The organism is Pseudomonas sp. NFIX28, assembly GCF_900107395.1.
Taxonomy (GTDB): Bacteria; Pseudomonadota; Gammaproteobacteria; order Pseudomonadales; family Pseudomonadaceae; genus Aquipseudomonas.
In genome coordinates this window covers 103570-129851 of sequence record NZ_FNPW01000013.1, presented here as the reverse complement: position 1 = coordinate 129851, position 26282 = coordinate 103570, and the positions used below count along the sequence as shown (strand labels likewise).

General features: G+C 64.6%; 23 protein-coding genes. 13 read left to right on the top strand and 10 right to left on the bottom strand.

Translation table 11 applies throughout. The features are described 5' to 3' along the window. Window positions 1-91: 91 nt before the first annotated feature. From BLV20_RS22945 to BLV20_RS22935, 3 genes are all read right to left on the bottom strand, one after another. Complete coding sequence (locus BLV20_RS22945) at window positions 92-1201, bottom strand: DNA alkylation repair protein (RefSeq protein ID WP_092304735.1); 1110 nt, start codon at window positions 1199-1201, stop codon at window positions 92-94. A 216-nt stretch (window positions 1202-1417) separates the two neighbouring features. Further along, on the bottom strand, window positions 1418-3241 hold the full coding sequence (locus BLV20_RS22940) for a monovalent cation:proton antiporter-2 (CPA2) family protein (RefSeq protein ID WP_092304734.1): 1824 nt from the start codon (window positions 3239-3241) through the stop codon (window positions 1418-1420). Window positions 3242-3460: 219 nt separating this feature from the next. Beyond that, complete coding sequence (locus tag BLV20_RS22935) at window positions 3461-4351, bottom strand: LysR family transcriptional regulator (RefSeq protein ID WP_092304733.1); 891 nt, start codon at window positions 4349-4351, stop codon at window positions 3461-3463. A 168-nt stretch (window positions 4352-4519) separates the two neighbouring features. Between BLV20_RS22935 and BLV20_RS22930 the strand changes: the two genes are divergently transcribed. From BLV20_RS22930 to BLV20_RS22915, 4 genes are all read left to right on the top strand, one after another. After that, complete coding sequence (locus BLV20_RS22930) at window positions 4520-5596, top strand: 4-oxalomesaconate tautomerase (RefSeq protein ID WP_092304732.1); 1077 nt, start codon at window positions 4520-4522, stop codon at window positions 5594-5596. 45 nt (window positions 5597-5641) lie between these two features. Further along, window positions 5642-6964 carry a C4-dicarboxylate transporter DctA gene (dctA, locus tag BLV20_RS22925; protein ID WP_092304731.1) on the top strand — a complete coding sequence of 441 codons (1323 nt, stop codon included), beginning with the start codon at window positions 5642-5644 and terminating at the stop codon, window positions 6962-6964. Between the two features lie 129 nt (window positions 6965-7093). Continuing rightward, window positions 7094-8398: a CitMHS family transporter gene (locus BLV20_RS22920; RefSeq protein WP_092304730.1), complete on the top strand. Its 1305-nt coding sequence runs from the start codon at window positions 7094-7096 to the stop codon at window positions 8396-8398. A 119-nt stretch (window positions 8399-8517) separates the two neighbouring features. Further along, complete coding sequence (locus BLV20_RS22915; RefSeq protein ID WP_092304729.1) at window positions 8518-9771, top strand: OprD family porin; 1254 nt, start codon at window positions 8518-8520, stop codon at window positions 9769-9771. 51 nt (window positions 9772-9822) lie between these two features. Here BLV20_RS22915 and BLV20_RS22910 read toward each other — a convergent pair whose 3' ends face one another. Together BLV20_RS22910 and BLV20_RS22905 are read right to left on the bottom strand one after the other, a co-directional pair. After that, complete coding sequence (locus tag BLV20_RS22910; protein ID WP_092304728.1) at window positions 9823-11775, bottom strand: M48 family metallopeptidase; 1953 nt, start codon at window positions 11773-11775, stop codon at window positions 9823-9825. 24 nt (window positions 11776-11799) lie between these two features. After that, the gene (locus BLV20_RS22905) at window positions 11800-12396 is read right to left on the bottom strand and encodes a LemA family protein (protein WP_092304727.1); all 597 of its coding nucleotides are present in this window, start codon (window positions 12394-12396) and stop codon (window positions 11800-11802) included. Window positions 12397-12672: 276 nt separating this feature from the next. Between BLV20_RS22905 and BLV20_RS22900 the strand changes: the two genes are divergently transcribed. Beyond that, window positions 12673-14316, top strand: a complete 1644-nt coding sequence (locus tag BLV20_RS22900; protein ID WP_092304726.1) for an ABC1 kinase family protein — start codon at window positions 12673-12675, stop codon at window positions 14314-14316. 99 nt (window positions 14317-14415) lie between these two features. Here BLV20_RS22900 and BLV20_RS22895 read toward each other — a convergent pair whose 3' ends face one another. Together BLV20_RS22895 and BLV20_RS22890 are read right to left on the bottom strand one after the other, a co-directional pair. Beyond that, on the bottom strand, window positions 14416-14772 hold the full coding sequence (locus tag BLV20_RS22895) for a DUF6572 domain-containing protein (protein ID WP_092304725.1): 357 nt from the start codon (window positions 14770-14772) through the stop codon (window positions 14416-14418). Between the two features lie 25 nt (window positions 14773-14797). Further along, window positions 14798-16039 (bottom strand): S-type pyocin domain-containing protein, encoded by a 1242-nt coding sequence (locus tag BLV20_RS22890; RefSeq protein ID WP_092304724.1) that lies wholly within the window; start codon window positions 16037-16039, stop codon window positions 14798-14800. A 283-nt stretch (window positions 16040-16322) separates the two neighbouring features. Between BLV20_RS22890 and BLV20_RS22885 the strand changes: the two genes are divergently transcribed. From BLV20_RS22885 to dmeF, 3 genes are all read left to right on the top strand, one after another. Next, on the top strand, window positions 16323-16661 hold the full coding sequence (locus BLV20_RS22885) for an FKBP-type peptidyl-prolyl cis-trans isomerase (protein ID WP_092304723.1): 339 nt from the start codon (window positions 16323-16325) through the stop codon (window positions 16659-16661). Window positions 16662-16931: 270 nt separating this feature from the next. Next, a complete protein-coding gene (locus BLV20_RS22880; RefSeq protein WP_092304722.1) occupies window positions 16932-17204 on the top strand; it encodes a metal/formaldehyde-sensitive transcriptional repressor in 273 nt (90 codons plus the stop codon). A gap of 14 nt (window positions 17205-17218) precedes the next feature. Further along, window positions 17219-18208 (top strand): CDF family Co(II)/Ni(II) efflux transporter DmeF, encoded by a 990-nt coding sequence (dmeF, locus tag BLV20_RS22875; RefSeq protein WP_092304721.1) that lies wholly within the window; start codon window positions 17219-17221, stop codon window positions 18206-18208. Between the two features lie 2 nt (window positions 18209-18210). On the opposite strand, the gene BLV20_RS22870 is transcribed toward dmeF, so the two are convergent. From BLV20_RS22870 to BLV20_RS22860, 3 genes are all read right to left on the bottom strand, one after another. Then, complete coding sequence (locus tag BLV20_RS22870) at window positions 18211-19185, bottom strand: alpha/beta fold hydrolase (protein WP_092304720.1); 975 nt, start codon at window positions 19183-19185, stop codon at window positions 18211-18213. An 89-nt stretch (window positions 19186-19274) separates the two neighbouring features. Further along, complete coding sequence (locus BLV20_RS22865) at window positions 19275-19622, bottom strand: antibiotic biosynthesis monooxygenase family protein (RefSeq protein WP_092304719.1); 348 nt, start codon at window positions 19620-19622, stop codon at window positions 19275-19277. After that, window positions 19619-20764 carry a cytochrome P450 gene (locus BLV20_RS22860; protein ID WP_092304718.1) on the bottom strand — a complete coding sequence of 382 codons (1146 nt, stop codon included), beginning with the start codon at window positions 20762-20764 and terminating at the stop codon, window positions 19619-19621. Before BLV20_RS22860 ends, BLV20_RS22865 begins: the two co-directional genes overlap by 4 nt. Window positions 20765-20845: 81 nt before the next feature. Between BLV20_RS22860 and BLV20_RS22855 the strand changes: the two genes are divergently transcribed. The 5 genes from BLV20_RS22855 to BLV20_RS22835 all read left to right on the top strand — a co-directional run bounded on the left by BLV20_RS22855 (window position 20846) and on the right by BLV20_RS22835 (window position 26239). Next, window positions 20846-21619: an ArsR/SmtB family transcription factor gene (locus BLV20_RS22855; RefSeq protein ID WP_092304717.1), complete on the top strand. Its 774-nt coding sequence runs from the start codon at window positions 20846-20848 to the stop codon at window positions 21617-21619. A gap of 61 nt (window positions 21620-21680) precedes the next feature. Then, window positions 21681-22178, top strand: coding sequence for a P-loop nucleotide/nucleoside kinase family protein (locus BLV20_RS22850; RefSeq protein WP_092304716.1), 498 nt, complete (start codon window positions 21681-21683; stop codon window positions 22176-22178). A gap of 903 nt (window positions 22179-23081) precedes the next feature. Beyond that, the gene (locus BLV20_RS22845) at window positions 23082-24491 is read left to right on the top strand and encodes a circularly permuted type 2 ATP-grasp protein (RefSeq protein WP_092304715.1); all 1410 of its coding nucleotides are present in this window, start codon (window positions 23082-23084) and stop codon (window positions 24489-24491) included. Window positions 24492-24494: 3 nt separating this feature from the next. Continuing rightward, on the top strand, window positions 24495-25445 hold the full coding sequence (locus BLV20_RS22840; RefSeq protein ID WP_092304714.1) for an alpha-E domain-containing protein: 951 nt from the start codon (window positions 24495-24497) through the stop codon (window positions 25443-25445). After that, window positions 25442-26239 carry a transglutaminase family protein gene (locus BLV20_RS22835; RefSeq protein ID WP_092304713.1) on the top strand — a complete coding sequence of 266 codons (798 nt, stop codon included), beginning with the start codon at window positions 25442-25444 and terminating at the stop codon, window positions 26237-26239. Before BLV20_RS22840 ends, BLV20_RS22835 begins: the two co-directional genes overlap by 4 nt. The last annotated feature ends 43 nt before the right edge of the window (window positions 26240-26282 follow it).

Here is a 26282-nt window from a genome sequence, read left to right as displayed (position 1 = left end):
CGGCGGCCGAGAGAACGCCGCGCCCCTGCGGGTCGATCGCAGCCTGCGGCAGCGGCTACAGGGGGTATGTCTGTAAGGGAGGTGGCGGTGGCTATGGGGCGGGGGGTTGGATATCGAACGCCGTGCTGCCCAGGCGCTCGCCGTTGACCAGGATATGCAGCACATGGCGTCCGGGATAGTGGCGGCGGGTGGTCAGTTCGCGGATGTGCTGGGCGCGGCCAAGTTGCTCCCGGGCCTTGGCCGGCAGGGTGAAGGCCTTGAGCTTGAAGACCTTGGCCCGGGTGTCGCCCGAGGCCTTGACGTAGTCGATGGCGTAATCCACCACCAGGCGCTGGCTGGCCTCGGCGGTGGATTCCAGGGCAAAGGACAGGTTGATGCGTTCGCCCAGGCGAATCACCGCCGGCTCGACCCGCAGGCCATGCAGCCTCACCTGCGGCGCTTGCCCGGCGCCGACGATCGCCAGTGCCCGGCGATGGCCCTGCTTGATCAGGCTGCGCAGGGCATGGCGGGCGATCCAGGCAGTGTGCGGGTTATCCAGCGGCCAGCCTTCGAGCAACCCCAGCAGCCAGTCGGGATGGTCCTTGCTGATGTCGTTGAGGTGGTTGGCCACCGACTTGCGCACGTACAGGCTGGGGTCGGCCTTGAGGCACTCGAGGATCGGCGCCGCCAGCGTCGGGTCGGCCTGGATCCGCGCCAGGCGGAATGACCAGGGCAGGCGTGGGCGGCTGCCTTCGCTGGCCAGGCGACGCACATGTTCGTTGTCGTCCCGGGCCCAGTCGCGCAGCACCGCCAGGGTGCGCGGCAGGTCGCTGGCGAGGAACGGGCGGATGGCGAATTCCGAGGAGCCGAAGGCGGTGAAGTACTTGAGCGCGGCCATCGAACGCTCGAAGGCGTGGCCGCCGTAATTGGCCACGTAGTGCGGCAGGAACATGCAGACAAAGCGACTGTCCAGGCGCGGGGCGAGGTCGTACAGCCGTGCGAGGTTGGCGTCGTAGTCCGCCGGCAGCACCGCGTGCAGGCTGTCGCTGACCCGTGCCAGGCGCTGCATCACCGACAACTCGGCAAGGTCCTTGTTCGCATGGGCGAGAAAGCCGCGGTGGTCGAACGCCGGGTACACCGCGAGCATTTCCCGGGCGATGTGCTCCAGGCGTTCGGCGTTGAAGATTTCCTTGAGGGCAGGGGTGTTGCTGGTGGCGGTCATCGGCGTATCCATTCGGGACGGGGCGCCGGGCACTGTAGCGCAGCGGGCTGACAGATTGTGTCAGGAGCGCCCCGGCAAGGCTGGCTATGCGGCAGCAGGGAGAGCGCGTCATCGTTCATCGCGGGCAAGCCTCGCTCCTACGAAGCCCTGCGGGAAAGCCCCGCTTCTGTAGGAGCGAGGCTTGCCCGCGAAAGGCCGCATCACGCGGCCGGTTGCTCAGCGCGGCGCCGGCAACACGCCTTCGGACTGCTCGTCTTCTGCGTCTGCCTCGAACAGCCGCGCCAGCTCGGCCCGGGCTTCCTGGGCCGATTGCAGGATCTTCGCGTGGTCGTCGTAGATCGCGTGCTGGGCTTCGAGCACCTGTTCGTCGTGGGCGGTGAAGCGCTTGATCCGCGAGTCGGCCTGGGCGTGGGTCAGGCCCAGGCCGATCAGCGCCTTGCGGCTCATTTCCAGGCTGGAATAGTAGGTTTCCCGCACCGCCTCGGCGCCCAGGTCCACCAGCTTGTGCACGTGCTGGCGGTTACGGGCGCGGGCGATGATCTTGATGTGCGGGTAGAGCTTGCGCACCACCGCCGCGGTGTTGATGTTGGTCTGCGGGTCGTCGGTGGCGATGACGAAGAACTCCGCCTCGCCGACCTTGGCCGCCTTGAGGATTTCGGCGCGCATCGGGTCGCCGTAGAACACCGGCATGCCGCCGAAGCTGCGGGTCAGTTCGATGGTGTCGACCGAGGTGTCGAGGGCCACGAAGGGGATGTTCTGCGCCCGCAGGATCCGCGCGACGATCTGCCCCATCCGGCCCATGCCGGCAATCACCACCCGCGGCGCGTCGGTTTCGATCTCGCGGTATTCGGCGGGCATTTCCAGCGGCTTGGCCTTGGGCTGCAGGAAGCGCGTACAGGCCAGGAGCAGCAGCGGGGTCACGGCCATGGACAGGGTGATGGTCAGCACCAGCAGGTCATACAGTTGCGCCTCGAACAGGCCCTGGTCGCGGCCGATCTTGAACACCACGAAGGCGAATTCACCGCCGGCCGCCAGCACCACGCCCAGGCGCACCGCGCTCAAGCGCCCCAGGCCACCGGCCAGGCGCCCGACCACGAACAGCAGCGGCAGCTTGATGGCGATCAGCAGCAGGGTCAGGCCGAGCACCGCGATCGGCGCACTGAACAGCAGGCTGATATTGGCGCCCATGCCGACGCTGATGAAAAACAGCCCCAGCAGCAGGCCCTTGAAGGGTTCGATCTGCGCTTCCAGTTCGTGGCGATACTCCGAGTCCGCCAGCAGCAGGCCGGCGAGGAAGGCGCCGAGGGCCATGGACACGCCGACCATGTCCATTAGCCAGGCAGTGCCGATCACCACCAGCAAGGCCGTGGCGGTGGACACTTCCGGCAGGCCAGTGCGCGCCACCACGCGAAACACCGGGCGCAACAGGAAGCGGCCGCCGATCACCACCACGGCGATGCTGCCCAGCACCTGCAAGCCATGGCGCAGGTCTTCGGCGCTGCTGGTGTTGTGATCGACCCCGGCCAACACCGGGACCATGGCAATTAGCGGAATCGCCGCGATGTCCTGGAACAACAGGATGGCAAACGCCAGGCGCCCGTGGGGGCTGGTCAGTTCCTTGCGCTCGGCCAGGCTTTGCAGGCCGAAGGCGGTGGACGACAACGCCAGGCCCAGGCCCAGCACGATGGCGCTGTTGAGCGGCTGGCCAAACAGGAACAGCGCCACGCAGCCGATCGTCACCCCGGTCAGCAGCACCTGGGCCAAGCCGACGCCGAACACCGATTTACGCATCACCCACAAGCGCCGTGGCGACAGCTCCAGGCCGATGATGAACAGCAGCAATACCACGCCCAGCTCCGACACATGGCTGATGCTCTGCGGGTTGCCCACCAACCCCAGCACCGCCGGGCCGATGATCACCCCGGCCAGCAGATAACCGAGCACGGCCCCCAGCTGCAGGCGCTTGGCCAGGGGAACGGTCAGCACCGCCGCGAACAGGAACACGACAGCGGCTTGCAACAGGTTGCCTTCATGGGGCATGGGCTTACTCCTGGAAAAACGGGTATTGGGTGACGCGCGGAAAACAACGGCTGCGCCTCAGGCAACCGTTTGGCCCGCAGGTTCCATGGGGGAATGGCTGTGCAGCATAAAGTCTGGGGCCGGCGCAGTCAGCCGTTAAGGCCGATACGCCGCAGGTTGTCAGGCGCAGGTTGCAGGCGTTCGTGCTCTTCGATATCGGCATGCCTGCACCGCCGACCGTCAATGCGGCCATTGCTCGAGCAGGATCGACACGAACTTTTCCGCGGCTGGCGACAGCGAGGCGCCGCGGCGGTAGACCAGGCCCAGGGTGCGGTTGACCACCGGTTCGCTCAGCGGAATGCTCACCAGGGTCGGGTGGTCGGCCGCGGGCATCGCCAGGCTGGGCATGGCCGACACCCCGAGCCCGGCCTCGACCATGCCCAGCGACGTGGACAGGTGCTGTACCTCGTAGAACCACTGGGGACGCCAGCTCAGGCCGGACAGGGCATGGTCCAGCAGCATCCGGTTGCCGCTCAGGCGGCCGACGCCGATCAACCGGTAATCGCTGAGTTCCGACCAGGTGACCGAGGCCTTTTTCGCCAGTTCATGGTCACGCCGGCAGGCCAATACGAAAGGTTCGTTGACCAGGGGCACGAACTCGATGTCCGGGTGCTGCCCGCTCATCATGTTGATGCCGAAGTCCGCTTCGCCGCGCAGCACGGCTTCCAGCCCTTCATTGGCGCTGAGGTCGAGCAGGCGGATGCGGATTTTCGGATAGCGCTGGTTATAGAGACGGATCACCGACGGCAGGAAGTAGAAGGCCGCGGTGGGAATGCAGGCCAGGGTCACCTGGCCGATCTGCCGTTCCGCCAGTTCGCGGATATTGAGGATCGAGTCGTCGAAGTCATCCAGCAGGCGCCGGGCCTTGGGCAGGAAGTCCCGGCCGACGCTGGTCAGGCTGACCTTGCGCGTGGTGCGGTCGAGCAGGGCGGTGCCCAGGCCTTCCTCCAGCTTCTTGATCCGACGGCTCAGGGCCGGCTGGGACAAGTGCAGGGCATCGGCCGCCTCGTGGAAACTCCCGAGTTCGGCGATTTTCACGAAAGATCTTATGTCCTGGAGCTCATATTCCATGTTTTCGTCTCAAGCGAAGGTGGGAAGGGCGGCGCTGTTCACCTTAGATTTATCATGTGCAAAACGCAATAATCGCTACGATCTTTGCATTGGAAACATGATTTATTCCCTGACACTCTTGTGCCCAGAACATCAATTAACCCGATTGATTAACAAGAGTCTGTGTCCATGCAACGAATTCCTTGTGTGCTCATGCGCGGCGGTACCTCCAAGGGGCCGGTGTTTCTCGCCTGGGATCTGCCGGTGTCCATCGAACAGCGCGATGAGCTGCTGCTCGACCTGATGGGCTCGGGACATGAACTGGAGATCGACGGCATTGGCGGTGGCAGCCCGCAGACCAGCAAGGTCGCGATCGTCAGCCCGTCGCTGCACCCCGAGGCCGATGTCGACTACCTGTTCGTGCAGGTAATGGTGTCCCAGCGCCGGGTCGATACGGCGCCCAACTGCGGCAACATGCTGTGCGCGGTCGGTCCCTTCGCCGTCGAGCAGGGCCTGGTCAAGGCCACGGGCGAACAGACCCAGGTGCGGATCCGCAATCTCAATACCGGCACCTTCATCCATTCCCTGGTGCAGACGCCGGCCGGCAAGGTCAGCTACGAAGGCGATACCGCCATCGATGGCGTGCCCGGCACCGCCGCCCCCGTGCAACTGACGTTCCTCGACGCCGCAGGCAGCAAGACCGGCAAACTTTTCCCCACCGGGAACACCCGGGACCTGATCGATGGCGTACCGGTGACCTGCATCGACATGGCGATGCCGCTGCTGATCGTCGAGGCCGGTCAATTGGGCAAGCGCGGGGATGAAACCCCGGCCGAGCTGGACGCCGACAAGGAGTTCCTGCGGCGCCTGGAGTCCCTGCGCTTGCAGGCGGGCCTGGCCATGGGCCTGGGTGACGTCAGTGACAAGGTGATCCCCAAGCCGGTGCTGATCTCGCCGGCGGTGGCCGGCGGCACCTTGCAGGCGCGCTACTTCATGCCGCACAGCTGCCATCGCGCGCTGGCCATCACCGGCGCCATCGGCCTGGCCACCGCTTGTGTCAGCCAGGGCAGCGTCGCCGCGCAACTGCTGGGTGGAGCCACACAACTGAAGCAAGTGCGCCTGGAACATCCCAGTGGCGGGATCGATGTCGTATTGTCCTACACCGGCAACCAGGGAGAGACCATTCGCGCCTCGGTGGTACGTACCGCGCGACGGCTGTTCTCCGGTTTCGTCTACGCCCCGGCGTCACAACGCCTGGCCGGATAGTCCTGCACCGCAGTGACAGTCGTTCGCATCAGAACAATTCTAAAAATGGGTGATGCCATGAAAGTCGTTAAATCGCTCTACTTCCAGATCATCTGTGCCGTGCTGCTGGGCGTGGTGGTCGGGCACTTCTGGGCCCAGCAGGCCATTGCCCTCAAGCCCCTGGGCGATGCCTTCATCAAGCTGGTCAAGATGATGATCGCGCCGGTGGTGTTCTGCACCATCGTCACCGGGATCGCCGGGATGAACGACAAGCGTTCCCTGGGCCGCCTCCTGAGCAAGACCCTGCTGTTGTTCCTGGCGTTGACGGTGGTCAGCCTGCTCATCGGCCTGGTGGCGGTCTACCTGTTCAAGCCCGGCGCGGGCATGAACATCGACCCCACTCACCTGAGTACCCAGGGCCTGTCGCAGTACACCGAGTCGGCGGCGAAGCTGGGGGTGGTGGAGTTCTTCATGCACATCATTCCCGAGACCTTTATCGGCGCCTTCAACAAGGGCGAGGTATTGCCGGTGCTGTTCATCGCGGTGCTCAGCGGTTTTGCCCTGTCGTCCCTGGGCGAACGCGGCAAGCCCGTGCTGGATGTGCTGGAAGCCGCCTCGCACATGGTGTTCAAGATCTTTTCCTACCTGATGCGCTTTGCCCCGATCGGTGCGTTCGGCGCGCTGGCCTTCACGGTCGGCCAGTACGGCATCACCTCCCTGGGCGCCCTGGCCAAGCTGATCATGACCCTGTACATCGCCTGCGGATTCTTCGTCTTCGTGGTGCTGGGGGGGATTTGTCGCGCCCATGGGGTCAGCCTGTGGAAGCTGTTGCGCTACCTGCGTGAAGAGTTCCTGGTGGTGCTGGGCACCTCGTCCACCGAGCCGGTGATGCCGCGCATGCTGGAAAAGCTTGAGGCCCTGGGTTGCAAGAAAGGCGTGGTGGGCCTGGTGCTGCCCACCGGCTATTCGTTCAACCTCGACGGCACGGCCATCTACCTGTCGCTGGCGGCGATTTTCATTGCCCAGGCCTGCAACATCGATTTGAGCCTGGGGCAGGTGATGACGATGCTGGCGATCATGCTGCTGTCGTCCAAGGGCGCGGCGGGGGTGACGGGCAGTGGCTTCGTCGCCCTGGCCTCGACCCTGACGGTGATCCACGACATCCCCTTGGCGGGGCTGGCGCTGTTGATCGGCATCGACCGCTTCATGTCCGAGGCCCGGGCGCTCACCAGCCTGGCCAGCAATGCCGTGGCCACGGTCGTGATCTCGCTGTCGGAAAACGCCTGCGATCGCCAGGTGTTGCTACAGACCCTGGATGGCAAGGCGACGCCCAACGCCCAGGCCAGTGACCACGCCTGGGAGCCGGCGCAGGCCGGCAAACACCTCTAGCCGCTGCGGCTCTCTCCAGCTTCCGTTTTTGACCCCGGTTGAAACCCTCGCCAGGCCGCCGCCTGGCGGGTAAGGGGCCGTGCGCCTGGGCGTCGGCCATGCTCGTCCATAACAACAAGAGAATCCCTCATGCTTGCATTACTCGGCCTGGCCATGGTGGTTGTGTTCACCGTCCTGATCATGACCAAGCGCTTGTCCCCGATTGTTGCCCTGACCCTGGTGCCGATCGTCTTCGCGGTGATCGGCGGGTTTGCCGGCAGCACCGGAAAAATGATGCTCGACGGCCTGAAAATGGTCGCCCCCTCGGCGGCGCTGCTGTTGTTCGCGATTCTGTTCTTCGGCCTGATGATCGACGCGGGCCTGTTCGACCCGCTGATCCGCAAGATCCTCAAGCGGGTCAACGGCGACCCGGTGAAGATCGCCGTCGGCACCGCCTTGCTGTCGCTGCTGGTGGCCCTGGACGGTGACGGCACCACCACCTACATGATCACCTGCGCGGCGATGCTGCCGCTGTACAAGCGCATCGGCATGAACCCGATGATCCTCGCCACCATCGCCATGCTGTCCCTGAGCATCATGAGCGGCATGACCCCCTGGGGCGGTCCGGCCACCCGGGCCATCGCCGCCCTGGGGCTGGATGCCGGCGAGTACTTCGTGCCGTTGCTGCCGACCATGATCGGCGGTGCGGCCTGGGTGGTGTTCAGCGCCTTCCTGCTGGGCCGCGCCGAGCGCAAGCGCATCGGCAACACCCAGCTGCAGAGCGGTGGCGGCAACTGCTACATCAAGGCCATTGTCGAAGACACGCCCTGCAAGCGATCGAAGCTGGCCTACGTCAACCTGTTGCTGGTGGCGGCCGTGATGGTGGCGCTGGTGATGGGCCTGATGCATTCGGCGATCCTGTTCCTGATCGGCTTCGTGCTGGCGCTGATGATCAACTACCCGCAACTGGAGATGCAGAAAGAGCGGATCCTCGCCCATTCGGGCAACGCCATGACGGTGGTGCTGCTGGTGTTCGCCGCCGGCATCTTTGCCGGGATCTTCTCCGGTACCAAGATGGTCGATGCCCTGGCGCAGACCCTGGTGGACTGGATTCCGCCGTCGTGGGGGCATCTGTTCCCGCTGGTGGTGGCCATCACCAGCATGCCGCTGACGTTCGTGCTGTCCAACGATGCCTACTACTTCGGCGTGGTGCCGATCCTCGCCAATGCCGCGGCGGCCTATGGCATCGATCCGCTGGAGATCGCCCGGGCCTCGATCCTCGGCCAGCCGGTGCACCTGATGAGCCCGCTGGTGGCCTCGACCCTGCTGCTGGTGGGGATGGTCGACCGCGATATCGGCGACTTCCAGAAAGCCACCGTCAAATGGGCGGTCCTGACCTCCCTGGTGATTACCGCCTTGGCCCTGCTGACCGGCGCGCTGACCCTGTTTTCCTGAGCCTGTACTCCTGAGTCATCCCCTGAGCCATCGGGTGTTCCCTGGCGCGCCGGGTCCAAGGCGCGCGGCACCCTGCACCTTAAAACAACAACTCGAATAACAACAATGAGTAGTCCGATATGACCCGTTCGATCATCCCTGGGGCGTGGTTTCCTCTGGTCGCCCTGTTGCCGCTGACGACCGTCGGCGCGGCAGGCTTTGGCGACGACAGCACGCTCAAGCTGCAACTGCGCAATGTCTACTTCAATGAGAACTTCCGTGACGAGCATGGCCTGAGCGCCCGGGCGGCACGCACGGCCAAGAGCGAGCGCACGGAGTGGGCCCAGGGCCTGCTGCTGGATTTCCAGTCGGGTTTCACCCCCGGCACGCTCGGCCTGGGTATCGACGGGCTGGCTCTGGTCGGAGTCAAACTCGACTCGGGGCGGGGCCGCAGCGGTACCGGCTTGCTGCCGGTGCATGACGACGGTCGCGCCGCCGACGCGTTCGCCAGTGCCGGTGTCACGGCCAAGGCCAGGCTGGCCGGGACCACGCTCAAGCACGGCACCTTGCTACCGAAGAACCCGGTGCTGATCTACAACGACGCGCGCCTGCTGCCGCAGACTTACCAGGGCACGCAGCTCACCAGCAGCGATATCGATAACCTGACGCTCACCGCCGGCCGGCTGGATCGCTTCAAACTGCGCGATTCCAGCGACAGCATGCCCATCGTTGCGGACGGTTATACCGGCGACAAGTCCGGGGACTTCACCTATGCCGGGGGCGACTACAAGCTCGGCAAGAACCTGCGCCTGAGCTACTTCTACGGCGAGCTCGAGCACTTCTACCGGCAGCACTTCGCCGGTATCCAGCACGACCTGAAGCTGGGCGCCGGTGTGCTGACCAGTGACCTGCGTTACTTCCACAGCAGCGACAGCGGTTCGGCCTACGGCGGCAACATCGACAACGATATGCTCAGCGGCCTGCTGTCCTATGCCGTGGCCGGCCATACCCTGAGCGGCGGCTATCAGGTGCTCAGCGGTGATGCCGGCTTGCCTTATATCAGCGGCGCCACGGTGTACTCGTTCAGCAACGTGGGCATTGGCAAGTTCATCGAGGAGGACGAGAAAACCTGGATGCTCGGCTACGGCTACAACTTCGCCGCGCTCGGGGCGCCGGGGCTGACGTTTTCCACCCGCTACCTGAGCGGCAGCGATGGCCAGTCAAACTCGGCGATCAAGGAATGGGAGCGCGATGCCGAACTGGCCTATGTGGTGCAGCAAGGCCGCTTCAAGGGCCTGGGGGTGAAGCTGCGCAACTATGTGTACCGCTCCGACTTCGCCCGGGGGCGCGACAGCAATCGCCTCTATTTCACCTATGAGATCGCGCTCTGGTAAGGATCGCGGTGCCTGCCCGGGCTGGCGTCAGCCGCTGGGCAGGGTTGTGGCTCAGAGCGTGGCGGCCTGGGAGGCGCTGGCCGATGCCTGGGAAGGCGCGGGCTCGGTGACTGCCGGGGGCAACAGCGGCGGCATCGGGCAATCCAGCACATCGGCCACGGCGCGCATCAGCTCGGCTTCGGCCACGGTGACCTGGCCGTCGTAGCAGACGCAGCGGGCCATGGCCTGCAGCAACATCGGCCGTTCCTCCGGCATCAACTGGCGCAACCGCACCAGGGCGGCATCCAGGTGTTCGAGGTCGACCTCCGCCGGTTGCGGCTGGGCGAAGGGCAGGCCGCTCCAGGCATGGGCCAGGGCCAGTTGGGCCTGTTGCGCGGTCTTTTGCCCGGCACTGGCCAGGGCGCCGAGCAGGATCGCCAGTTCTTCGCTGCGCTGGAACAGCCCCCATTTGTACTCGGGCGCCGGCAGGCCTTCGACATTGCGTTGCACGATGCGCAGCAGCGTCCACTCCAGCAGCTCGACCTGATCGTCGGCATCGATCAGTTGCCGCAGGTTGTCCATGAACGGCTTGCAGGCTTTCTTGTCCAGCTGCTGCAGGGCCGGTATCGACAGGTCCAGCAGCGGCAGGCGCAGGTTCGGGTCGAGGGCGGCCAGTTGTTTTTGCAGGGCTTGCAGGCAACCGAAGACCTCGGCGGGGCTGTTGGCGTCCAGCTGCGCGAGTTGTCGGCTGCGCATCGAGTCGTTGGCGGACAGCAGCAGGCCATAGACCAGTGCCTGGGCGCCAGTGGTGCTGTGGGCGCTGCGCTGGAGCGCCGGGTCGAGGCTGACCAGCGTTGCCTGTGCCGCCAACAGATGTTGCGCGTTCGGGCTGCCGATGCTGGCAATCGACTGCTTGATCGCATTCAGGTCGAACACCAGGGCGCTGCTCGCTTGCGACTGGCGGCTGAACACCCCGGAGCTGTCCAGGCCGGAGCGGGCGGGTTCGGCCGGCAGTTCGATGGCTTCGATGGTGGGCAAGCGGCCGTCCCAGCCCGGTTCCAGGCGCCGGATCCGCGCCGAGAGGGGCGGATGGGTCGCGGACTGGCCATAGACGGAGAGGGTGGCCCCTTCACTGAAATACAGGTGGCTGTATTCAGCGCTGAAGGCGCTGTCGAGTTTCGAACTGGCGGCGTAACCGCCGATTTTTTTCAGCGCGCCGACCAGGCCGGCCGGGTTGCGGGTGAACTGCACCGCCGAGGCATCGGCGAGAAACTCGCGCTCGCGGCTGATGGCGCCCTTGATCAGGTTGCCGAAAAAAGTCCCGACCGAGCCCAGCAGGATCAGTGCCAGGCCACTCCACATCGCCAGCCCGCCGACCCGGTTTTGCGCCAGCCGGCCAGACTGGTTGACCCCTTCGGCCATCGCCTCGCCGGTCAGGCCGATGACCAGGATGCCGTGGACAATCGCCACCAGCCGGGTGTTGAGGCGCATGTCGCCGTTGTAGATATGGCTGAACTCATGGGCGATCACCGCCTGCAGTTCCTCGCGGTTGAGCACCATGATGGCGCCGCGGGTGACCCCGATCACCGCCTCCTGTGGCGTGAAGCCGGCGGCGAAGGCATTGATCCCGGCATCGGGCAGCACGTACACCTGTGGCACCGGCGTGCCCGAGGCCAGGGCCATTTCCTCGACCACATTGAGCAGCCGTTGTTCTTCCAGGCCGTCCGGGTGCAGGTTGATCAACCGGCCACCCAGGCGCTTGGCGACTACCTTGCCGCCGGCCTTGAGTTCGGAGTGCTTGCCCATGCTGCTGCCGATCACCACCAGGAACACCACCGCGGCGATCATCGCCGTCAGGTGCCAGTCGAAGCTCGGCGACTGCTTCATCTCCTTGAGAAATTGCAGCCAGAGCAGGTTCAGCGCCAGGCTGGTGACGGCCACCAGACACAGCACGGCCAGGATCATCAGCAGCACCAGGGTGCCGGTACGCCGTTTGGCCCGGGCCTGGTGTTCAAAAAAATTCATCGGACCACCCAGGGTGACAGAGGATTAGAACGCGACCTTGGGGGCTTCCTGAATCAGGGCGCTGTCGGCGAATTGCAGCAGGCTGGCATCGGCGCCATGGCCGAACAGGCCGGCCAGGATCACCGGCGGGAAACTCTGCTTGTAGCTGTTGTAATCCATCACCGTGTCGTTGAACGCCTGGCGGGCAAAGGACACTTTGTTTTCAGTGCTGGTCAGCTCTTCGCTCAGCTGTTGCATGTTCTGCGACGCCTTGAGGTCCGGGTAGGCCTCCATGCTTACGTTCAGCCGGCCCATGGCGCTGGACAGTACGCCTTCGGCCTGGCCCAGTTGCGCCATGCTCTGCGGGTTGCCGGGCTCGGCCGCGACGGCCTTGAGACCCGCCAGCGCGGCATTGCGCGCCGCGGTCACGGCTTCGAGGGTGTCGCGCTCGTGCTTGAGGTAGACCTTGGCGGTTTCCACCAGGTTGGGGATCAGGTCGTAACGGCGCTTGAGCTGGACTTCGATCTGCGCGAAGGCGTTCTTGAAGCGGTTCCGGCGGGCCACCAGGCCGTTGTAGACGGTGATGACATAGATCACCAGCAGGGCCAGAACGAGCAGAATCACAATAGTTGAAACAGCCATACGGATGTCCTTATCGGCGTGCGGATTTCAGGGGGGCGCCATGGTAACCGAATTCATGGCGGGCGCAGCCATGGGCAACCGTCGGCCTGCGGTCTTCGGCAGCGCCTCGCACGAGGAGGTGCAATCGACGCCAGCGCGTTGTGAATGATTGCCGGCCGCTGTGGTCGGACCTTGCATGGCTTGTCGTCGATCCCGGATTACCCGGCAGGCGCGCCACCCAACCCTGGGCCCGCCAGCTACGCCGCGGGCGTCACCTTGTGAAGGATCATCCCGACCATGCTCGAACCCACCTGGACGGCACTCAAACACCATAAGCGGGTTCACCAGATTGTCGCCGTGCTGGCGGCCTTCGGCGCCCAGGACGTTTTGCTGCGTCTGGGTCTCGGGCGCCTGCTGGGCGAATCGCCAGCCGCTGGTGAAGCGCAGCCACAAGACTCGACGCCGCAGCGGGTGCGCCTGGCGCTGGAGAAACTCGGGCCGACCTTTATCAAGCTCGGGCAGATCCTTGCCAGCCGCAGCGACATCCTGCCGCCGCACTGGATCAGCGAGCTGGAGTCGCTGCACAGCGGCGCTGCGACCCTGCCCTGGAGCGAGCTGGAAGATCAGGTGCGCGACGACCTGGGCTGCGAGCTGGACCAGGTGTTCGCCGAGTTCGACACCGAGCCCCTGGCGGCGGCCTCCATCGCCCAGGTTTATCGCGCGCGCCTGCTCAGTGGCGAGGCGGTGGTGGTCAAGGTCCAGCGCCCCGGCCTGCGGCGCAAGATGAGCGCCGACCTGCAACTGCTGGAGGGCGTGGCGATGCTGGTGGAGGAGAACGCCGCCCTGGCCCATTACCAGCCACGGCAGATGGTCCGGCAACTGGCCCGGGCGATGCTCGAAGAACTGGACTTCACCCAGGAGGGGCAGCACTGCGACGCAGTGGCGGCGAATTTCGCCGAGCATCCGCAGATCGCCATTGCGCGTATCCACTGGCTGCACAGCAGCGAGCGCCTGCTGGTCCAGGAATTTTTGCCCAGTTACACGCCGCTGGAGCGCCAGGCCTTGATCGAGCAGGGCCTGGACCCGAGCCTGCTGGCGCAGCGCGGGGCCCAGGCCTTCATCAAGATGCTGCTGGAGGACGGCCTGTTCCACGGCGACCCGCACCCCGGCAACCTGCGGGCCATGGACGACAACCGGGTCGGCTTTATCGATTTCGGCATGGTCGGTCGTCTCGACGAACGCCGGCGCCTGGAGGTCATGAGCTTCATGCGGGCCATGACCGAGGGCAGCACCGAAGCGCTGGTGGCGGTGCTGATCGACTGGAGCGGCGAGCAGGTGCGCGAGCTGTCCGCCATCGAACAGGCCGCCCGGGAGTTCATGGGCCGACACGGCGGCAAGGCATTGAACATGAGCGCGATGATCGAGGACTTCCTCGGCCTGATGCGCCAATACCAGTTGTTGCTGCCGGCCGACTTGCTGGTGCTGTTCAAGGCGCTGGTCACCGCCGATGGCGTGCTCACCCGGCTCGATCCGCAACTGGACCTGATAGCCACCGCGCGCCCGGCCATCAGCAAGATGCTCAAGCAGCAGTTCAGCTGGAAACTCGCCCGCCGCCTGGGCCTCGACGGCCTGGAGCTGGGCCGCGGGGTCGCCGTCGAACTGCCGCAACTGACCCGCCTGCTGATCAACCGTCTGAAACACGGCGTGGTCGACCTGCGCCTCGACATGCCGGGCGTCGAGCGCCTGGAGAAATCCCTGCGCCTGGCCTCCACCCGCTTATCCCTGGCCCTGCTGATCAGCGCGCTGCTGATCGCCTTCGGCCCACAGATCGCCGCGGCCGGCCCGGCCTGGCAGGGGTTGTCGGTGGTGGGCTGGTTGGCGGGGGTGGCGACCGTGGGTGGGGTGGTGGCGTTTGTCTGGAGTTTGTTCAAGCGGTCTTGAGGGGGGGAGTGGGGGATCAGGGCTTTGCCAGATCTCAGTGGCACTCTTTCAACCGATTGATATTGGTGTCGCTGTCTTTCATTTGGGCGTGGTCCTTGTTCACATGTTGTGTATTTTTTCATCCGCTTTGAGCACGAACTCAAACCCGATACCAACGTCTTTCAGCACCTCAGTAACGCGGTCAATGAAGAGTTCACCTTGCTCTGGTAACGCATACAAACCAAGAACGCGGATGATGGGGGACTTGCCAAGTGCACCAGGAATCTCAGTGTAGATTTCCCCGCTCTCAATGAACCCGATGTAGGTATTTATCTTCTCTTGAAGCAACAGCAGGTGTTCACCTTGTTGGGTTTTATCGCCCCATTCCAGGTGGTCAGAGATTGCAAGAACGATTTTGCCCTCGTCCCACTTCGGGATGCCCCACATATCGATGATTTTTGCGTCTGTTACTGACATGACAGTTCCTTGAATTCCGTTGGTTTTACTTCGGTCGCAAAATGTCTACGTGGGTAGGCGGAATGACTGTGCCACCGGGAAAGCCGGGCTTACCCTTACCGACAATAACCCCTCCGCTCTTTTCGATTTCCGGGAATGCCTTTTTCTGATTCTTGGTCAAAGGTGCCGTTTCAGATGCCTTGCATTCGACACATGCGATAGTGCCGTCCGAATCTCTACCAATCATATCAAGGCGGGTTCTGGTGCCGCTTTCTGTCTTCACCGTCACTTGCTGCCCGGACTCTTTCATCTCTTCGGAAAACCCGCTGTACGATTCATCCTCGAAAGCAGCGCCCGCCGCCTTGTTCTTCTCTAGCTGGACATTGAACACGATGTACAGAGGCTGAATCCCGGATCCCGGCGGGAAGATCAGGATGAAGTCCTTGTACTCGGGCGGGTAGATCGGATTGACGATGATGTTATCCGCTTTCTCAGTAGGCGGATAAACCCATATCTGGGGAGCTTGTGGTGCTGCCTCTAATGGAGGGATCCCCGAAGCACTGGACGGGTCAATGGCTGGTGTCCACGTCAGGGTTATTCCATCGCCGAAGTCGGCTACCTGATGCTGGCCTTGAGCAACAAACTGAACGACTGGGATCATTTCCCAAGCGGTACGCTTCTCGGTGTTGTATCCGTAGCCTTTCAGCGTGCCGTCAGCCTGCTGTTCTATGTGCAACCGGACACGTGTGCGGCCTTCCTTGAGCGCTTTGAGCTGTTCGTGTGTGTACAGGCTGCTGTCGCCCAAGCTCGATGGCCAGAGCAATGCGGCTATGCCCGCCAATCCACCTGCAATAACACCCGTGGTAAAAAACGTGGTACCCGCACTCGCGCCTGTTGCCGCAGTACCCGTGCTGATTCCAGCACCTGTAGCAGCACCAGCAGTAGTAGCCACTCCACCTAATAGAAGTGTTCCAAGTGCAGCAGGTAACGCATGACCACTGATTTGCTGGAGAGGGATTTTCCCCGTTGCATCCGCTTCGCGTCCGCCCAGCAAAACGAGCTGCCCGTATTCGCTGATGGCATTGGTGGGAATGGCGGAGCTGGCGTAGTTGATGACCCCATCAGGGAGCTTGCAGGGTTTGGTAAAGGTGCACCCAGCTGTCTGGGGTTTGGCTTCTGCCTTTGGCGGCAGGTCCGGGTATTGCGCCCAGCGTTGGGCGCCCAGGTCGACGGGCTCCACCCCCTTGTTGCGATAGCCCTTCGGGGCGTTCGGTACGTAGCCACTCATCCGTGTTCGCGTCCACATTGTCCCTGAAGAAAGCCTCCGGCGCGGGGGACGGATAGCGTTGGCAGTTGGTTGCGGGACGCTATTGGATTTGGCTAAGGAGAGTCTGTAGGGGCAATCTGAAAGTTGTGGCTCGCCCTGAACTTAACGATGTGGAACGCACCCCGATAGTGGGCTCTGCCTCAGCCTTATCCAGAGCACGCCTTGCAAGTCGAGAGGCCGAAAATTTGTTATTTTCCGCACCCTCGGTGGCCACTGGCGGCTGCCTCCAACAGAGAGTGAGTGGATGAGCGACTCGTTGCAGGTGATCGATATCGAAGTGGGCGAGGGCAAGGCGGTGGTCAAGGGCGCCTTGATTACCACCCAGTACCGCGGTTTCCTGGAAGATGGCACGCCCTTCGATTCTTCCTGGGAGCGTGGCAAGCCTTTCCAGTGCGTGATCGGCACCGGGCGGGTGATCAAGGGCTGGGACCAGGGCCTGATGGGCATGCAGGTCGGCGGCAAGCGCAAGCTGCTGGTGCCGGCGCACCTGGGCTACGGCGAACGCTCGATGGGCAAGATTCCGCCGAATTCCAATCTGCTGTTCGAGATCGAGCTGCTGGAAGTCCTGACCCGCGACGACTGATTTTTGCCCACTGGCCCTGTCAGGGATCGTCCTGGCAGGGGGCCTGACTTGGCCGGGCGCATGAGCGAGCGGGGGCGCGACGTCCGCCGCCTGCCTTGGCTTGAATACTTCTTCGAATTCCCAATGCCTCTTCGGCGCTGCGTGCTTGCACCTGGCGGGATGGGCCGTGGGTGAGCGATAGCCAAGGGCGGCCCCGCGCGTCGCTTGCTCCTTGCGCCGGCTCACGGCATCGGCCAGGATAAGTGCCACATAGGTATAGGGGGTATAGGTATGTCGCACACGCACGCACAAAAGGACGATCTGCTTAAACGGGTACGGCGCATCCAGGGGCAGATGCAGGCTGTGGAGCGGGCCCTGGAGTCCGGCGCGGAGTGCGCCAAGACCTTGCACTTGGTGGCGGCCACCCGCGGCGCGATCAATGGCCTGATGGGGGAAATCATCGAGGCCCATGCCCTGGAGCATGTGGCCCATCCCGAACTCAGCGATGCCGAACGGGCCAAGGGCGTGAGCGAACTGCTCGAAGCCATTCGGCGTTATTCCTGACTGGAGAGCGCAGCATGAACTCCACCTTGCCCACGGCAGGCTTCACCCACGACCACCATTTCCTCGGGGCCGCCCACGACGCAAACGCCCGGCGCACCTTGTGGGTGGTGGCGCTGACCTTCGTCATGATGCTCGGCGAAATCGCCGCGGGTTATCTCACCGGCTCCATGGCCTTGCTCGCCGATGGTTTTCATATGGCGACCCACGCCGGCGCCCTGGGGATCGCGGCGGCGGCCTATGGGTTTGCCCGGCGCAATGCCGACAATGCGCGTTTCAGTTTCGGCACCGGCAAGGTCGGCGACCTGGCGGGGTTTGCCTCGGCGCTGATCCTCGGCCTGGTGGCCATCGGCATTGCCGGCGAATCGTTGCTGCGGTTATGGCAGCCGACCCAGGTGGCCTTCACCGAAGCGACCCTGATCGCCGTGGCCGGGCTGGTGGTGAACATCGTCAGTGCCGTGCTGCTTTCGGGCGGCCATGCTCATCACGATCATCACGATCATCACGATCATCACGATCATCACGATCATCACGATCATCACGATCATCACCGGCATCCGCATCCGCATCCGCATGGCCACGGCCATCACCACGACAACAACCTGCGCTCGGCCTACGTCCATGTGCTGGCCGATGCCCTGACCTCGGTCCTGGCCATCGCCGCGTTGCTGGCGGGGCGTTACCTGGGGTGGGTCTGGCTCGACCCGGTGATGGGCATCGTTGGCGCGGTGGTGATCGCTCGTTGGGCCTACAGCCTGATGAAATCCAGCGCGGCGGTGCTGCTCGATACCACCGACGAACAGCTGGCCGGCGAGATTCGCCAGTCGGTGGAAGCCGCCGGCGATGCGCGCATCACCGACCTGCATGTGTGGCAGGTTGGCCCGCAGGCGCGGGCGGCGATCGTCAGTGTGGTGGCGGCCGCCGGCGTCAGCGCCGAGACCATTCGCCAACGCCTGGCGCCAGTCCACGAATTGTCACACCTCACCCTCGAATATCGCAGCCTGTAACGCTAGGCCCCTGTCTGCACCGCAGGCGGGCAGGGGTAATGCCGGCGCAGAAAATCCAGCAGCCGCCGATTGACCTCCGCGGCTTTTTCGCTCTGGATCCAGTGCCCGCAATCCGCCAGCCGATGCTGTTCCAGGCGCGGCACCTTGCCGGGCATGCGCTCCAGGGTCCGGGCTTCCAACTGGCCCACCGGGTCGCGGTCGCCGATCATAAACAGCGTCGGCTGGCTCACTTGCAACTCGCCCAGGTGCGCGGTGCGCTGCCAGTTGCGTTCGAAGTTGCGGTACCAGTTCAAGGCGCCTCGAAAGCCTCGCCCCGCAAAGGTGCGCCGGTACACCGCAAAGTCTTCCGGGGTACACCAGGCGGGCGGTGCGTGGCGCGGCGGCATGCCCTCGAATAATTGGGCCGCCGGGCTTTTTTCATCCAGCAGGCGTTCGCAGTCGTGCATGAAATGCAGCAGGCTGCGGTCGATGTCGGCGTCCAGTTCCCGCTCGGCGACGCCGGGTTCCTGGAAATACAGGATGTAGTTGAAACGCTCGGCGAACAGCTCGCGCATGATCTCCACGGCCGGGCGCTTGGGGCGGCCGGCGAACGGCACCGAGAGGGTCACCAGGGCCGCGACCCGCTGCGGCTCCAGCAGCGCCAGGTGCCAGGCGACCACGGCGCCCCAGTCGTGACCGACAATGCAGGCCCGCTGCTGACCCAGGGCATCCATGGCCTGTTGAATATCCGCGCACAGCGTCAGCACGTCATAGGCCGCCACTTCCTCGGGGGCGCTGCTGTCGCCGTAGCCGCGCATCTGCGGGATCAGCACCCGGTAGCCGGCGGCCGTCAGCGGCGCGACCTGCCGACGCCACGAATACCAGCATTCGGGAAAACCGTGCAGCAGCCACACCGGCGGCCCGTCCAGCGGGCCGTCGGCATGCAGGTGCAGCTCGATGCCGTTGAGCTTCAGGGCGTGTTGGGTCATCTGGCTCATGATCGTGTCCTCAAGTCCAGGCATGACCCTAGCAGAAGCCCGGTGCGCCGCTGAGCACCATTCATTGGTCGAATAGGCGCCCAGCAGCGTCAGCCGGCATGGGCCTGGCGGCTGTCCGCCGGCGCCTGGTCGCGCTCGGTCAGCCCATAGTCGCGCGCCACTTCGGCGACCCGCAGGCGGTAGTCGGCGAACACCTGGGTGCGTCCCAGGGCCTGGGCGCCGCGATGCCGTTCCAGGGTGCGCCAGGCTTCGACGGCTTGCTCGTCGCGCCAGAACGACAGGGACAGCAGCTTGTCCGGCTCGCTCAGGCTCTGGAAGCGCTCGATGGAAATGAAACCGTCGATCTCCAGCAGCAGCGGCTTAAGCGCGGCGGCGACGTCCAGGTAACGCTGGCGATGTTCCGGGTGTGGCAGGGCTTCGAATATCACGGCGATCATCGGTGGTGCTCCGGCAGGGTGGTAAACAGCGGAATGCGCCCGTTGAGCGAGCGCTTGTAGGTCCAGCCGAGGGGCACGTCGAGGGTCGATTGGCGCAGCAGCGCGTCGACCACCGCACCGGCGATGGTCTGGGCCAGGGCCTGGCCGGGGCACTGGTGGCGGCCGCTGCCAAAGCTGAAGCTGCGCCGTGCCGGGCGTTCGAGCAGCAGGCGATCCGGCTGCGGGTTCAGCTGCGGGTCGCGATTGGCCGAGGCCAGCAGCACCAGCACCACTGCGCCGGGCTCCAGCGTCACCCCGGCGATGCTGCAAGGGGCGGCGACGAAGCGCCGGGTGTTCTGCACCGGCGGATCGTGGCGCTGCACTTCGTCCAGCAGCTCGGCGATTTGCTCGGGAGCCGCCCGCAGGTCCGCGAGCAACTGGCGATCGCCCAGCAAGGCGCAGACGGTATTGCCGATCAGCCCGGCGCTGGCCTCGAAGGTCTGGGACAGCAGGCCGATCAGGTTGGCGAGCAGGCCGTCATGATCCTGGGCGCCGAAGCCGGTGACGATGCGCTGTAGCAGCGGGCTGATGGGCGGCTGTTCGAGCCGCGCGGCAAAGTGTCGGGCCAGTTGTTGCGCCGCACGGTGGGCGGCGGCCAGTTGTGCCGGCTCGCTGGCCGGTGACAGGCAGGCGACGAAGTCCGCGGTCAACCTGGCCATTTCCGGCAAGCGGTGCGCGGCAAAGCCCAGCAGCCCGGCGACCACCGCCACCGGCAGGCGGAACTGGCAGGCCTCAAGCCTCGCCGCGGTGTCGCTCGGCAGGTCCAGCAGCAGGGCGGCGACCCGCTGGGTGACTTCCTCGGCGTGCACCTGGTGCAGGCCCGGTTCGACCGCGGCCCTTGGGCAGCGCTGGCGTTCACCGTCGTTCATCCGCATCAGGCGGCCGAACACCTGGCCCGCGGCGCCATCGACGATGGCCCGGGGCACCGGCTCGTGCGGCGGGCGGACCCGGCAGTCGGGGTGGGCCAGCACCGCGGCCACCGCGGCGGCGCTGCTGGCCAGCCATATCCCCAGGCCGGGGTCGAAAACCAGCCCGCCCCGGGCCCGCAGGCTGGCGTAATAAGGGTACGGGTCGGGGTGGGTGACGGCGGTGATCGGGTCCATGGCGTGCGGCCTTATGAGTGGGGGAAAAGTGTTGCTACTATCGGCAACCTGCGAGGGGCACGATTCGTTCGGGAGCGAAATATGAATGCGCAGCAGCACGACAACGCCGTATCCCAAGTCGCCGCGGCCATTGCCGAGCCGGCGCGGACGAAAATGCTCTGCGCGCTGATGGACGGCCATGCGCGTACCAGCACCGAGCTGGCGGCGATCGCCGATGTCAGCGCCTCCACCGCCAGCGCGCACCTGGGCAAACTCAAGGAACTGGCCCTGGTGCGCCTGCATGTGCAGGGCCGCCACCGTTACTACAGCCTCGCCGACAAGCGCGTGGCCCAGGCCCTGGAAGCCCTGATGGTGATCGGCCATGACGCCACGCCCGAATTCAGCCCGCGCACCCCGGACCGCCTGCAGTTCGCCCGCACTTGCTATGACCACATGGCCGGCACCCTGGCGGTGCAGCTGCATGACCGTATGCTCGAGGCCGGCTGGTTGCAGGCGCCGCGAGAGGGGGCTCGGGAATATGTGTTGAGCACCGCCGGCGAAGGCTTTTTTGCCGGGCTGGGCATTGATGCACAGGCCCTGGCCGGCCTGCGCCGGCGCTTTGCCTGCCCGTGCCTGGACTGGAGCATGCGCCGCCCGCACCTGGGCGGTGCGCTGGGGGCGGCGTTGTTGCAAGAGGCAATCCGTCGCCAATGGCTGACCCAGGACCTGGACAGCCGGGCACTGGGCCTGACCGCCCTGGGGCGCAAGGAGATTGCCCGTCGATTCGCCGTGCAGCTGGTTGAGCCGGACACCTCCAAGGCACGCACCGCCAATGCTGCCGGGGCAGGGCGCCCGGACCTCACCCGGGCCCCATAGCCGCTACCTTCGCGGCTGGCGATGCTGCCAGCCTTCCAATACCGCACTTGGAGTCCTTCCCATGCTCATCGTCTTCAGTGGTTTGCCGGGTAGCGGCAAGACCACCCTTGCCCGGGCACTGGCCAGCCAGCTGCGGGTGACTTATCTGCGTATCGACACCATCGAGCAGACGCTGCGCAACGGCGGCTTGGCGGAGGTCGGCAAGGCGGGGTACGAAGTCGCCATCGCCCTGGCCCGCAGCAACCTGGCCCTGGGCAATTGGGTGGTGGCCGATTGCGTCAATCCGCTCGCCGAGAGCCGCCAGGCCTGGCAGGGCGCCGCCGAGGCTGAGCAGCGCCCGCTGCTCAATATCGAGGTGGTGTGCCGCGACGTCGCGGAGCACCGGCGGCGGGTGGAAACCCGTGCAGCGGACGTGCCCGGGTTGCGCCCTCCGAGCTGGCAGTCGGTGCTCGACCACGACTACCAGGCCTGGACCGGCGAACGCCTGACGCTGGACAGTTCGCGGCTGTCGCCGGCGGAGGTGGTGCGGATCATCGTCAGCCGCCTGGAGGCGCTTTAACGGCGGCGTAGGGCGGCGGCGGTGGCTGGTTCGCGAGCAAGCTTCGCTCCTACGGGGCGGGTGGGGATGTTGGTCAATAATGGAATGAAGATTTCGGCGGATAACTTCGGCGATCGTTAATCTTCCACGCATGAATCGGGCAAAGTCGGAAATACCCGGTTCAATGGGTTCGAGACTTTTACAAACTAGCGCTGGCGAAAAGCGGAAATTGCGCCAATAGTTGGCGCTATTGGGTGTTTCGTTCATCGTTGGTGCGTTTTCCGGACCGCTAATGGTGCGCCGTTCTTTCTTTCGGCAGGCCGCGTCAAATCTTGCTTTGTGCCAAGCGATAACAATGGCTTTGGCAAAAATCCCCGTGTCAGGGCAAAAAACCCTTTCTCGACTGTTTCTGCACTTTTTTCGTTCGCGCCAGTGTTGTGCAAGGCCCTGCGGGCGGCTTGCCGGGTAAAACGTTTCAGCTCCAGCAGCAGGTGCAGGCCCCTGGCTGAATGAAAAGTGTCGCTAATCGGTCATTTTGCCGCCCTGGGGGAGTTTATTTGCGCGGGCAGGGGATTTGGGCACAGCGATTGCTAAAGCAGATATATACAGCCTTTGAATTCCTGCGAACTAGGCTGTTGAAGTTTCGGAATACTTTCAGTTTGAAAGTTCATTAAAACCAAAAAGGAGGTGACGAATTCCATAACCGCATGGACGTCATTGCGGGCGATCCATTGCCGCAAAACAGTGCAGGAAGTTTCGCCAAACGACTGGCGTCAACCAAGGGGTAGTTCCGCCAGCTTCCAGTGGAATACGCACAATGAGGTGCTCAACGGAACAGTTTCTATCGCACAGCGTAAGGCCCGATTTATTGAAATACAGAGCTTAAATAAAAAAGCCGTTTAAACCACGGCGAGGAGTTGGGGTATGTCCCGTGCTTTTTTTAACGAAATGTATGATGCGAGTGGTGGCTGCCGCCCACATTACCAGGAGTTCGCGCGCTGGCTGGCGGACACACCACTGGAGCTGCTGGACCAGCGTCGACGCGAAGCCGACCTGCTGTTCCACCGCGCTGGCATCACCTTCACGTTGTACGGTGACGAGCAAGGCACTGAACGGCTGATTCCCTTCGACATCATCCCGCGCAGCATCACCGCCCGTGAATGGCAGAACGTCGAGCGCGGCTGCATCCAGCGGGTCCAGGCGCTGAATATGTTCCTGGCCGATATCTACCACGGGCAACGCATCCTCAAGGAGGGCATCATCCCGGCCGAGCAGGTGCTGGCCAACGAGGGGTACCAGGTGGCGATGCGCGACCTGGACCTGCATCGCAATATCTATTCGCACATTTCCGGCGTCGACCTGGTGCGTGACGGCGACGGTAGCTACTACGTGCTGGAAGACAACCTGCGCACCCCCAGCGGCGTGAGCTACATGCTCGAAGACCGCAAGATGATGATGCGCCTGTTCCCCGAACTCTTCGCCGCGCAACGGGTGGCGCCCATCGACCATTATCCCAACCTGCTGCTCGACACCCTGAAAAGCTCCAGCCCGCTGGACAACCCGACGGTGGTGGTGCTGACCCCGGGGCGTTTCAACAGCGCCTATTTCGAGCATGCATTCCTGGCCCGGGAGATGGGCGTGGAGCTGGTGGAAGGCGCCGACCTGTTCGTGCGCGACGACCGCGTGTTCATGCGCACCACTTCCGGCGCCCAGGCGGTGGATGTGATCTACCGCCGCCTCGACGATGCCTTCCTCGACCCCTTGTCGTTCAACCCCGATTCCATGCTCGGCGTGCCCGGGCTGATCGCCGCCTACCGTTCCGGCAATGTGGTGCTGGCCAACGCGGTGGGCACCGGGGTGGCGGACGACAAGTCGATCTACCCCTACGTCGACGAGATGATCCGCTTCTACCTGAGCGAGGAACCGGTCCTGAAGAACGTGCCGACCTGGCAATGCCGCAAGCCCGCGGAGCTGTCCCACGTCCTGGCCAACCTGCCGGACCTGGTGGTCAAGGAAACCCAGGGTTCCGGCGGCTACGGCATGCTGGTGGGGCCGGCGGCCACGGCGGCCGAGATCGAAGACTTCCGCGCCCGGCTCAAGGCCCGCCCCGAGGCCTATATCGCCCAGCCGACCCTGTGCCTGTCGACCTGCCCGACCTTTGTCGAGAACGGCATCGCGCCGCGGCATATCGACCTGCGCCCGTTCGTCCTCTCGGGCAGCGAAACCCGCCTGGTGCCCGGCGGCCTGACCCGCGTGGCGCTGCGCGAAGGCTCGCTGGTGGTGAACTCGTCGCAGGGCGGCGGCACCAAAGACACCTGGGTCGTGGAGGGTTGACCGATGCTTTCAAGAACCGCTGCAGACCTCTACTGGATGTCCCGTTACCTGGAGCGCGCCGAGAACCTGGCGCGCATGCTCGAAGTCAGTTATTCGCTGTCGTTGATGCCCCAGGCGGGGCGTAGCGACGGCCATGCCGAGCTGGCGATGTCGCTGCTGGCCGCCGGCACCCTGGACGATTACAACCAGCGTTACGGCGAGCTGAACACCGAACGCATGCTGCACTTTTTCGCCCTCGACGAGACCAACCCGGGCAGTATCTATTGCTGCTTGCGGGCGGCGCGGACCAACGCCCACGCGGTGCGCGGGCGGATCACCGCCGACATGTGGGAAAACATCAACGCCACCTGGCTGGAAATGCGCAACATCGCCAAGAGCGGCCTGGGGCGCTACGGCATCAGCCATTTCTGCGAATGGGTCAAGGAGCGTTCGCACCTGTTCCGCGGCGCGACCTCGGGCACCATCATGCGCAACGACGCCTATTGCTTCATTCGCCTGGGCACCTTTATCGAGCGCGCCGACAACACCCTGCGCTTGCTGGACGCGCGCTACGAAATGTTCGGCGAGGAGTCGGAGGAGGTCAGCGACAACTCCGCCCGCGGCTATTACCAGTGGAGCGCCTTGCTCCGCGCCCTGTCCTCGTTCGAGGCGTTCAACGAGATCTACCGCAATGCCCCGGGCGCCGAGCAGGTCTCCGAAATGCTGCTGTTGCGCGCCGACGTACCGCGCTCGCTGCATGCCTGCGTGGAGGAGCTGGACCAGATCCTCGCCAGCCTGCCGGGCAACAACGGCCGCCCGGCCCAGCGCCTGGCCGCCGAGCTGAATGCGCGGCTGCGCTACACCGGAATCGATGAAATCCTCGCGTCGGGCTTGCACCTGTGGCTGAGCGATTTCATCGCCCAGATCCGCCACCTGGGGCAAACCGTCCACGACTCCTACCTGGAGGTTGTATGAAACTTTCCATACGCCACGACACCACCTACAGCTACGCCGACGAAGTCTGCACCAGCATCCAGTTCCTGCGCCTGACCCCGCAGGACAGCGAGCGCCAGCACATCCTCGAATGGCACCTGGAACTGCCGCGCCTGGTGCGCAGCCAGCTCGACCCCTACGGCAATATCCTGCACGTGCTGACCATGGACGAGCCCCATGGCGCGCTGGTCCTGAGCGCCTACGGCCAGGTGGAGATCGATCAGGCCCGCGAGATGGAGCACGACAGCCAGTCGCCGCTGCCGTTCCTGCGCAGCAGCCCGCTGACCAAGGCCGACGCCGCCCTCGGCGCCTTTGCCGCGCAGCACTGCGGCACCCGGCGCGACCGCGCGGCGCTGATCGAGTTGATGCATGCCCTGGCCGCGCACATCGCCTACAGCCCCGGCGCGACCACGGTGGACACCACCGCTGCCGAGGCTTTCGCCGGCCGTGCCGGGGTCTGCCAGGACCACACCCACGCGTTCCTGGCCTGCGCCCGCGGCCTGGGGATTCCCGCGCGGTATGTCTCCGGCTACCTGTGCACCGAAGACGAAAGCCACCTGGCCAGCCATGCCTGGGCCGAGGCCTGGATCGACGATGGCTGGTACAGCTTCGACGTGACCAACCGCCTGGCGCGGCCGGAGCGGCACCTGAAGCTGGCGGTCGGCCTCGACTACCTCGACGCCTGCCCGGTGCGCGGCATGCGTCGCGGCGGCGGTGCCGAGCACATGCTGGCGCAGGTCCAGGTGAACTCGATGTTCCAGGTCCAGCATCAGTAACCGCGATCTCGCCTATCCATAAGGCCTGGCGCGAAGACCGCGG